General features: G+C 62.6%; 9 protein-coding genes. 7 read left to right on the top strand and 2 right to left on the bottom strand.

Features of this window, described 5'->3' with window-relative positions:
* The coding region (locus tag VEZ38_RS13245; protein ID WP_324894127.1) for a MarR family winged helix-turn-helix transcriptional regulator at positions 1 to 348 on the top strand (348 nt) is incomplete at its 5' end.
* 37 nt (positions 349 to 385) lie between these two features.
* On the opposite strand, the gene VEZ38_RS13240 is transcribed toward VEZ38_RS13245, so the two are convergent.
* Both VEZ38_RS13240 and VEZ38_RS13235 read right to left on the bottom strand, forming a co-directional pair.
* On the bottom strand, positions 386 to 1729 hold the full coding sequence (locus tag VEZ38_RS13240) for a CapA family protein (RefSeq protein WP_324894125.1): 1344 nt from the start codon (positions 1727 to 1729) through the stop codon (positions 386 to 388).
* A 7-nt stretch (positions 1730 to 1736) separates the two neighbouring features.
* Positions 1737 to 2603, bottom strand: coding sequence for a class I SAM-dependent methyltransferase (locus tag VEZ38_RS13235; protein WP_324894123.1), 867 nt, complete (start codon positions 2601 to 2603; stop codon positions 1737 to 1739).
* A gap of 120 nt (positions 2604 to 2723) precedes the next feature.
* Between VEZ38_RS13235 and VEZ38_RS13230 the strand changes: the two genes are divergently transcribed.
* The 6 genes from VEZ38_RS13230 to VEZ38_RS13205 form a co-directional block, all read left to right on the top strand.
* On the top strand, positions 2724 to 3377 hold the full coding sequence (locus VEZ38_RS13230; protein ID WP_324894121.1) for a phosphatase PAP2 family protein: 654 nt from the start codon (positions 2724 to 2726) through the stop codon (positions 3375 to 3377).
* A gap of 33 nt (positions 3378 to 3410) precedes the next feature.
* Positions 3411 to 5348 (top strand): 1,4-alpha-glucan branching protein GlgB, encoded by a 1938-nt coding sequence (gene glgB / locus VEZ38_RS13225; RefSeq protein WP_324894119.1) that lies wholly within the window; start codon positions 3411 to 3413, stop codon positions 5346 to 5348.
* On the top strand, positions 5345 to 6499 hold the full coding sequence (locus tag VEZ38_RS13220; RefSeq protein WP_324894118.1) for a glucose-1-phosphate adenylyltransferase: 1155 nt from the start codon (positions 5345 to 5347) through the stop codon (positions 6497 to 6499). Before glgB ends, VEZ38_RS13220 begins: the two co-directional genes overlap by 4 nt.
* Entirely contained in the window at positions 6496 to 7605 is a 1110-nt protein-coding gene (gene glgD / locus VEZ38_RS13215) for a glucose-1-phosphate adenylyltransferase subunit GlgD (RefSeq protein ID WP_324894116.1), read from the top strand. The genes VEZ38_RS13220 and glgD overlap by 4 nt, the downstream gene beginning before the upstream one ends.
* 17 nt (positions 7606 to 7622) lie before the next feature.
* Positions 7623 to 9041 carry a glycogen synthase GlgA gene (gene glgA, locus VEZ38_RS13210; protein ID WP_324894129.1) on the top strand — a complete coding sequence of 473 codons (1419 nt, stop codon included), beginning with the start codon at positions 7623 to 7625 and terminating at the stop codon, positions 9039 to 9041.
* 19 nt (positions 9042 to 9060) lie between these two features.
* Positions 9061 to 9908, top strand: an 848-nt coding sequence (locus VEZ38_RS13205; protein WP_324894113.1) for a GNAT family N-acetyltransferase, incomplete at its 3' end; no start/stop codon positions are given.

Here is a 9908-nt window from a genome sequence, read left to right as displayed (position 1 = left end):
CCGACGTTGACGGAAAGCCAATTGACCGTTCTGGAATACGTGCTTGCCGCAGATCGCATGAAACCGTCCGACTTGATACATTATCTCGCGACGACGCCGGCCGCCGTGACGACGCTGCTCGACCGCATGGAGAAGAACGAGCTGATCGAGCGGGTGCGCGACGACCGCGACCGCCGCATCGTCTGGATTCACGTCACGCCGAAGGGGATCGAGGAATGCCGCCGGGGCGTCGACATTCGCGAGACGTTCTTGACCGAATACTTAAGCCGCATCTCGGCGCACAACCAGCAGCTTCTCGTTTACTTGCTCGGGAAAATTACGAACATCGAGCAGCAGCGCATCTCCTGATCGGCAAAATCGCACCCGGGAAGACGTTCGTCCGAAGCTATTGTCCTGTATACGTCGTCGGCGATACGTTCGCCGCGGCGGATTCGGTTCCGTTCGTACCGGACGGCGCCTGATCGATCTCCGCCGTCAGCTTGTCCATATGCCGGTTCAACTCCGCCGATGTTTCGATTAAATTCGAGATCATTCGAGGCGTCAACAGCGGGTCGCCGCTTTCCTGCTTGATATCGTCCAACGACAACACGCGGTAGCGCGATTTGCCGCCGCTGACATATTTGTGGACCCACGTCGGAATCGCATCTACTTCCGATACGGTCGTCATCGAGGCGCCGTTCGCTTGGTACGTTTTCCGAAACGTGACCTGTAGCGCGGCGCCATATTCTTTGTAAGAGCCGAATTGATTCGAAATAAAATTGCCGAGCGAATAGATGACTACGCCTTCTCGCGTCTTGCCGTCCTCGTCTTCGACGCGAATTCGTTCGTACGGCTGCACGACGTGCGGGTGATGGCCGAGCACGACGTCCGCGCCGGCTTCGATCGCCCGTCGCGCGACGCGGCGCTGCTCGTCGGTCGGCTCGCGCTGGTACTCGTTGCCGAAGTGCAGCGACACCGTCACGACGTCCGCGCCGGCGGCTTCGGCGCCGGCGATGTCTTTCGCGATGCGCGCGTCGTCGATCAGATTGACCGCGAACGGCTTGTCCTTCGGGATCGGAATGCCGTTCGTGCCGTACGTATACGAGAGGAACGCGTTGCGAATGCCGTTCTTCTCGACGATCGTCAGTTCGTTCGACGCTTCCTCCGACTCGGCGGTGCCGACCGGCAGGACGCCGCGGTCCCGCAGCGCGCCCAGCGTATGCACGAGCCCCGAGAAGCCCTGGTCGAGCGAATGATTGTTCGCGGTCGAGACGACGTCGAAGCCGGCCTCGGCGAGCGCGTCCGCGAGCGCGACGGGCGCGTTGAACAACGGATAGCCGCGGAAGCCGCGCTCGTCGCCCGCGATCGGCGTCTCGAGGTTCGCCACGGCCCAATCCGCTTCCTCGAACATCGTGCGCAGCGGCGCGAAGAAGCCGGAGAAATCGTAGGTGCCGCTCGATTCGTCGTAGGCGCCCGGCAGCATCGGCGTATGCATCATCACGTCGCCGACCGCGACGAGCGTCGCTTCCGACGGCGGCGGAAGCGGCGGAGGCTCGACCGGCGCGGGGGACGGCGCTTCGGCGGAGCCCGCGGTCCCGCTCGCCGTTCCGCCCGCGCCGCCGCCGGTCTCGGCGAGCGGCGTCGCGGGCGATGACGGCGAAGGGGGCTCGGGAACGGAGTCGGATGAGCCAAGGCAGCCGGAGAGCAGGCAAGCCGCGAGCGTCAGCGCCGCTAGGGCGCGTTGCTTCACGCGCATCTTACGCCTCTTCCCAGCGGCACAGGATGCCTGCCGGCAGCACCATATCGCGCGACGTGATCGGCAGGCCGATCTCGCCGCTCGTGATGCGGCCGCCGTATTTGTCTGCCAGCGTCAGGCGGGCGACGTTCGCGAGCACCGTCGGCGAGATGCCGGTCGTGTACGAGTTGATCAGGAAGAAAAGGGGATTCGGCGACAAAATCGTGGTGCACAGCTTCACGAAAGGGTAGAGGCTCTCCTCGAGCTTCCACACCTCGCCGCCCGTGCCGCGCCCGTACGACGGCGGATCCATAATGATGCCGTCGTACGTGCTGCCGCGGCGCTGCTCCCGCTGCACAAACTTAAACACGTCGTCGGTAATAAAGCGAACCGGCCGTTCGCCGAGGCCGGACAGCTCGAGATTTTCTTTCGCCCAGAGCACCATGCCCTTGGCCGCGTCGACATGGCACACTTCGGCGCCGGCCGATGCGGCCGCGACGGTCGCGCCGCCGGTGTACGCGAATAAATTCAGCACCCGAATCGGGCGTCCGGCGCTCCGGATTTTGTCCATCATCCAGGACCAGTTGGCCGCCTGCTCCGGGAATAAGCCCGTGTGCTTAAAATTCGTAGGCCGGATGTGGAACTTCAAGTCCCGATAGCCGATCGACCACCGGTCCGGCAGCTTCGTCTTGTATTCCCATTGGCCGCCGCCGGAGGAGCTGCGGTGGTAATGGCCCGCGACCGAGCGCCACAGCTCGTTCTCGTCTTCGAGCGGCCAGATGATTTGCGGATCCGGGCGGCGCAGTACGACGTGGCCCCAGCGCTCCAGCCGCTCGCCGCCGCCGGCGTCGATCAACTCGTAATCTTTCCAATCTTTCGCGACAAACATCGAGGTTTTTCTCCTTACCTGTTGAAAGTTTTGGGCGTTTCTCTTATCTTGGATGAAAGAAGCTTTCCTGTTATTGTACAACGTTGCAATCCTCCAATCAAAACACGAAGGGGAAGGACGATGAGCACACCGATTACCCGCGTCCGGCTGCGTCGCAAATTCGATTCCGTTCGGCTCGCGCTGCTTGCGCTGCTCCCGATCGCGCTGTTCCTGCTGCTGGGTGGCGCGCTCGACGCGCCGGGCGTCGCCCGGTTCGACGCGGCCGCGGGGGAAGCGCTGCGCGGCCTTCGCGGTCCGGCCGCCGACGCGCTCGCCCGGGCGTTCGACGCCGCCGGCTCGACCGTCGGCTTCGCCGCCGCGACGCTGCTGCTCGCGGTATTATTCGCTTTGATGGGCCGAGGCCGGGACGCGATCCTGACCGTCGCCGCGACCGCGGGGGCCTGGGGCGTCAACACGCTCGCGAAGAACGCCTACGAGCGGGCGCGGCCCGCCGCGGAAACGCTGTTCGCGGCGGACGGCTATGCGTTCCCGAGCGGCAACGCGACGATCGGCATCGCGCTGTTCGGCTTCGCGGCGATCGTCCTCGTCACGGCGGCGAGTTCGGCCGCGGCAAGGGCGGCGATCCTCGCCGTCGCGGCGATCTTGACGCTGCTGATGGGCGTCACCCGCATCTACGCGGGCGTACACTACCCGACGGACATCGTCGGCGGATATTTCATCGGCTTCGCCTGGTTGGCGATCGTCGCGGCGTTCCGCGGCGGGCGCAGAACGTAGCGCTACATACTCTCAAACCGGGGGGACCGTTCCATGAGCGTCATGAGCCTCAGCGAGCACGACCTCTACTTATTCCACGAGGGCACGCTGCACCGCAGCTACCTCGCATTCGGCGCGCACTTGTCGACGAACGCGGACGGCGAAGCCGGCGTCCGGTTCGCCGTCTGGGCGCCGCGCGCCGCCGCGGTTTCCGTCGTCGGCGACTTCAACGGCTGGGATCCGGCGGCTCACCCGCTCGCGAAGCACCCCCAAGGCGTATGGCACGGCTTTGCGCCGGGCGTGCGCGAAGGGGCGGCATACAAGTACGCCGTCCGAACGCCGGACGGCGAATGGAAATTCAAAGCCGACCCGTATGCCTTCTTCGCGGAAGTGCGCCCGAAGTCGGCGTCGATCGTCTACGACTTGTCCGGATACCGCTGGCAGGATGCGCTGTACCGGCAGCGGCGGGAGAAGGAAAACCACCACGAACGTCCCATGAACATCTACGAAGTGCACCTCGGCACATGGAAGACGAAGGCGGACGGCGCGCCGCTTACCTACGAAGAGCTCGCCGACGAGCTCGTCGATTACGCCGCCGATCTGCAATACACCCACATCGAATTACTCCCGCTCGCAGAGCATCCGTACGACCGATCTTGGGGTTATCAGGCGACAGGCTTCTTCGCCGCGACGAGCCGCTTCGGCACGCCGAAGCAGCTGATGGCGTTCGTCGACCGCTGCCACCAACGGGGTCTCGGCGTCATCCTCGATTGGGTGCCCGGCCACTTCGGCAAGGACGATCACGGCCTTCGAAGATTCGACGGCACGCCGACCTACGAGCCCGAGGACGAACGGCTAGCGGAGAAGCTCGAATGGGGCACGCTCGCCTTCGACTTCGGCAGGCCCGAGGTGAAGAGCTTCCTCATCTCGAACGCGCTGTTCTGGATGGACGTCTTCCACATCGACGGCCTTCGGGTCGACGCGGTCGCCAGCATGCTGTATCTCAACTTCGGCAAGCCGCCGGACCGCCATGTGTTCAATCGGTACGGCGGACAGGAAAACCTCGACGCGATTCAATTCATCAAAGACCTCAATACGGCCGTCTTCCGCTACCACCCGAAGGCGTTGATGATGGCCGAAGACTCCACGGCTTGGCCGCTCGTCACCGCCCCGGTACACGAAGGGGGACTGGGCTTCAACTACAAATGGAACATGGGTTGGATGAACGACATGTTGAAATACATGGAGCAGGATCCGATCCATCGAAAATTTCATCATGAACGCATCACGTTTTCGTTCTTTTACGCATTTTCCGAAAATTACGTCCTGCCGTTCTCCCACGACGAAGTCGTGCACGGCAAGAAGTCGCTGCTCGATAAGATGCCCGGCGATTATTGGCAAAAATTCGCGAACCTGCGGCTGCTGCTCGCCTACATGATCGCGCATCCGGGCAAGAAGCTGCTGTTCATGGGCTGCGAGCTCGGCATGTTTTCCGAATGGAAGGACCTCGAGCAGGTGGATTGGCATCTGCTCGATTATCCGATGCACGCGAAGACGCGCGACTTCGTTCGGGAGCTGAACGGCTTCTACAAGAAACAGCCGGCGCTGTGGCAGGCGGATCGCAGCATGGAGGGCTTCCGCTGGATTTCGCCGCACGACCGCGACCAGAGCGTCGTGTCGTTCCTGCGCCGAGGCGTCGAGCCGGGCGAGGAGCTCGTCGTCGCCTGCAACTTTACCCCGGTCGTGCGCCGCGGCTACCGGATCGGGGTGCCCGCGGACGGAACGTACCGGGAGCTGTTCAATACCGACGCGGAATCGTTCGGCGGCTCCGGCGTAACGGCGGCGGAAGGGCCGGACGGAACGGTCCGAGCCGACGGTCTGCCGTGGCACGAGCAAGCGTATAGTATAAGCGTTACTTTACCGCCGCTCGGCGCCGTCATGTTCAAGCGAATCCAATCCAACCTTATAAGCAGGAAGGAGCAAGGCGTATGAGACGCAAAGAATGCGTAGCGATGCTGCTGGCGGGGGGAGAAGGCCGCCGTCTCGGCGCGCTGACGAAGCATCTGGCCAAGCCCGCGGTCCATTTCGGCGGGAAATACCGCATCATCGACTTTACGCTCTCGAATTGCACGAACTCCGGGATCGATACGGTCGGCGTGCTGACGCAATATCAGCCTCTCGTCTTAAACACCTATATCGGCATCGGCTCGCCGTGGGACCTCGACCGCAAGAACGGCGGCGTCACGGTGCTGCCCCCGTTCATGGAGCAGAAGGGCGGCAACTGGTACAGCGGCACCGCGAACGCGATTTACCGCAATATCGGCTTCATCGAGCAATATGATCCGGAGTACGTGCTGGTCATCTCGGGCGATCACATTTATAAGATGAACTACGACGCCATGCTTTCGTTCCACAAGAAGCAAGGGGCGGAGGCATCGATCGCCGTCATCGAGGTGAAGTGGGAGGAAGCGAGCCGCTTCGGCATCATGAGCGTAGACGACGAGCACGGCGTCACCGAGTTCGCGGAGAAGCCGAAGGAGCCGAAGAGCAATTTGGCGTCGATGGGCATTTACATTTTCAACTGGAGCGTCTTGAAATCTTACTTATTAAAGGACGAAGCGAATCCGGAGTCGTCGAACGACTTCGGTAAAGATATTATCCCGGCGATGCTGAACGAAGGCGTCCGCGTGAAAGCCTACCCGTTCGAAGGGTATTGGAAGGACGTCGGCACGGTGCAGAGTCTGTGGGAATCGAACATGGACTTGTTGGAGGAAGACCCGGGGCTCAATCTGTTCGACCGTTCGTGGCGCATCTACTCGCTAAGCCCGTACCAGCCGCCGCAATACGTCGCGCCGACGGCGAAGGTGACCCGCTCGCTCCTCAACGAAGGCTGCTTCGTCTACGGCGAGGTGGATCATTCGGTATTGTTCTACGGCGTTCGGGTGGAGAAAGCAGCGCTCGTCCGCGATTCCGTCATTATGCCGAACGTGACGATCGGCGAGGGCGCCCGGGTGTACCGCGCGATTATCGGCGAAGGGACGGTCGTCGAGCCGGGCGCCGTCATCGGCGATCCGAACGCCGCGCCGTCGGACATTACGCTCATCGGCAATAACGAAACCGTGCGAAAGGACGTGACCGTATGAAGCGGATCATGGGCGTCATCAATCTGATCAACGAACCGGACCGTCTCGAGGAGCTGACGTTCGGCCGCTGCCTCGCGTCCGTTCCGTTCGGCGGCCGCTACCGGCTCGTCGACTTTCCGCTGTCCAACATGGTCAACTCCGGCATCGAGGACGTCGCCGTCTTCACGCATCACAAGTACCGGTCGCTGATGGACCACCTCGGCTCCGGCAAGGAATGGGATCTCGACCGCAAGCGCGGCGGGCTGTTCGTGCTGCCGTCCGTACTGGACATCCCGAGCGGCGTGTCGAAGGGCGACTTGTTCCAGTTTTTCTCCCATCGGGATTATTTCTACCGCGGCCGTCAGGAGTACGTGCTCGTCTCCCGCAGCCATATCGTCTGCAACATCGATTACCGGCGCGTCCTCGAACGCCATGAAGAGACGGGCGCCGATATTACGTGCGTCTACTACGAGTCCGACGACGATGACGACGCGATTTATCGCAAGCTCGAGGTCGGTCCGGACGGCCGCGTGACCGCGATGCAGGACCGGACGGGCCGGCTCGACAGCCGCAACGTCTCGATGGAGATGTACCTCATGAGCAAGGAGCTGCTGCTCGATATCGTCGAGACGTGCCTCGCGCAGGGCGACGACCACCTCGTGCGGGACGGCATTATGAAAAACCTGCACCGTTTGAAATTTTACGGTTACAAGCATGAGGGGTACACCGGCATCGTCAATACGATACAAAGCTATTATCGGCACAGCATGAAGCTGCTCGATCCGGAGGTGCTGCGCGAGTTGTTTTTCCGCGGCGCGCCGATCTATACGAAGGTCAAGGACGAACCGCCGACGAAATATAAGGAGACGGCCGTCGTGCACAACGCGTTGATCGCGAACGGCTGCGTGGTGGACGGGCGCGTGGAAAACAGCATCCTCTCCCGCGGCGTGAAGGTGCATCCCGGCGCGACGGTGCGCAACTGTATTCTAATGCAGAACTGCGAGATCGGGGAGAACGTCGTCCTCGAAAACGCGATCCTCGACAAAGACGTGTATATCGATCGGGAACGGGTGCTTAGCGGCGCGCCGACCGCGCCGTTCATCGCGGCGAAGAAGAAGGTGATTTAAGGGTGGCGAACGTGCTCATGGTCGCCGCCGAGGCGGTGCCCTTCGTCAAGTCCGGCGGTCTGGCCGACGTCATCGGCTCGCTGCCGAAGGCGCTCGTCGCGGGCGGCGCCGACGTTCGCGTCGTGCTGCCGAAGTACGGCGACATCCCGCTCGCATGGCGCGAGAAGCTGAGGCCGGTCGATTCGTTCGTCGTGCAGGTCGGCTGGCGCCGGCAGTTTTGCGGCGTCGAGACGCTGACGCATGACGGGATTACCTATTACTTCTTGGACAACGAGTTTTACTTTAAGCGGCCTGGGCTGTACGGGTACGACGACGACGGGGAGCGGTTCGCCTACTTCGCGCAAGCGACGCTGGAGGCGCTGCCGCGCCTCGGCTGGAAGCCGGACGTGCTGCATTGCCATGACTGGCATACGGCGATGGTACCCGTGTTCCTGAAGGCGCATTACGGGTGGAACGCGTGGTACAACCCGATCCGAACGGTGTTTACGATCCATAATTTGCGCTACCAAGGCGTGTTCGGGTATGGCGTGCTGCGCGATCTGCTTAATCTCGGCGACGAGCATTTCCACGCGAACGGGCTGGAGTTTTACGGAGCCGTCAACTATTTGAAGGGGGCGCTGAATTACAGCGACTTTCTGACGACGGTCAGCCCGACGTACGCGCGGGAAATTCAGACGCCTTACTACGGCGAAGGGCTGGACGGGACGCTGCGGCATCGCCGGGACGCGCTGCTCGGCATCGTGAACGGCATCGACTACGACGCGTTCGATCCGATGACCGATCCGCACCTCGCCGTGCCGTACCGCAAATCCGCGAAGAAGAAGGCGCAGAACAAGGCGGCGCTGCAGCGCGAGCTCGGGCTGCCGGAGCGGGAAGGGACGCCGATCGTGTCGCTCGTCACGCGGCTCGTCGAGCAGAAGGGGCTCGATCTGATCGCGCACGTGCTCGAGGAGCTGCTTCGCGAGGATCTGCAGCTCGTCGTGCTCGGCGCCGGCGAGGCGCGGTACGAGAAGCTGTTCCGCGACGCGGCGTACCACCGGCCGGGACGCATTTCCACGAATTTGAAATTCGACGAAGGGCTCGCGCGGCGTATTTACGCGGGCTCGGATTTGTTCCTCATGCCGTCCAAGTTCGAGCCGTGCGGCATCGGGCAGATGATCGCGATTCGGTACGGCACGGCGCCGATCGTGCGGGAGACCGGCGGCCTCGTCGACACGGTCCAACCGTATAACCAGTATACCGGCGAGGGGCACGGCTTCTCGTTCTCGCACTATAACGCGCACGAGATGCTCGACACGGTGCGGTTCGCGCTGTCCATGTACCGGGACGAAGCGCATTGGACCCGGATCGCGGACAATATGGCGAAGCAGGATTTCAGCTGGACCGCGTCCGCGAAGCAATATTTGCAGCTATACGATCGGCTGACGAACGCATAGGAAGGAACATGATATCGGCATGACGACGATTCGGAATTTGACGGCGGCGGAATTCGACGACGCCATGGCGCTCGGGGAATTCGCCTTTCAATATACCGTCCCTGCGGAGGAGCGGGCAACGCGCATCGCCATGATGAAGCCTCATCAGCAGTGGGGCGCGTTCGTGGACGGGGCGCTGGCGGCGAAATATACGCTCCTTGATTTGAAGACGTGGATTCACGGCGTGCCTTACGACATGGGGGGCCTCGCCGGCGTCGCGACGTGGCCGGAGTATCGCCGGCAAGGCTTGGTTTCGAAGCTGCTCGTTCATTCGCTCGAGACGATGCGCGCGAACGGGCAATCGATCTCGTATTTGCATCCGTTCTCGTTCCCGTTCTACCGGAATTTCGGGTGGGAGTATTATACGGATCGCAAGACGTATGAGATTCCGTTCGCGAAGCTGCCCCCTGCGCCGCCGGAGACGGCTCGCGTGCGGCGCGCCGCGAACGACGGCGCGCTCCTCGACGCGGCGTACGCCGCGTACGCGAGCCGGTATTCGGGGACGCTCGTTCGCGACGAGGCGTGGTGGCGGGATCGGATTTATTACGGCTCTAGCGACACGACGGCCGTCTACGAGGATGCCGCCGGCGCGGTGCGCGGCTACGTCATCTATTCGGTGAAGGAGCGCAAGCTGTCCGTCGAGGAACTGGTCGCGCTCGACGAGACGGCCCGGGCGGCTCTGTTCGGTTATCTCCGCAACCATGATTCCATGGCGGAGACGCTGAAGATCGACTCCGCCCCGGCGGACGATCCGCTCGCGTTCCTGCTGCCCGACCCGCGGGTGAAGCAGGAGCTCGTGCCGTATTTCATGGCACGGCTCGTGGACGC

This window comes from Paenibacillus sp., assembly GCF_035645235.1.
Lineage (GTDB): Bacteria > Bacillota > Bacilli > Paenibacillales > YIM-B00363 > Paenibacillus_AE.
Note: the sequence above shows the minus strand (reverse complement) of the source record. Positions and strands in the feature narration are given on the sequence as shown.

Coding starts and splice junctions, on each gene's coding strand:
- glgA (WP_324894129.1), top strand. CDS start 7,623: ATGGTCGCCGCCGAGGCGGTGCCCTTCGTCAAGTCCGGCGGTCTGGCC.
- VEZ38_RS13235 (WP_324894123.1), bottom strand. CDS start 2,603: ATGTTTGTCGCGAAAGATTGGAAAGATTACGAGTTGATCGACGCCGGC.
- VEZ38_RS13230 (WP_324894121.1), top strand. CDS start 2,724: ATGAGCACACCGATTACCCGCGTCCGGCTGCGTCGCAAATTCGATTCC.
- VEZ38_RS13220 (WP_324894118.1), top strand. CDS start 5,345: ATGAGACGCAAAGAATGCGTAGCGATGCTGCTGGCGGGGGGAGAAGGC.
- glgD (WP_324894116.1), top strand. CDS start 6,496: ATGAAGCGGATCATGGGCGTCATCAATCTGATCAACGAACCGGACCGT.
- glgB (WP_324894119.1), top strand. CDS start 3,411: ATGAGCGTCATGAGCCTCAGCGAGCACGACCTCTACTTATTCCACGAG.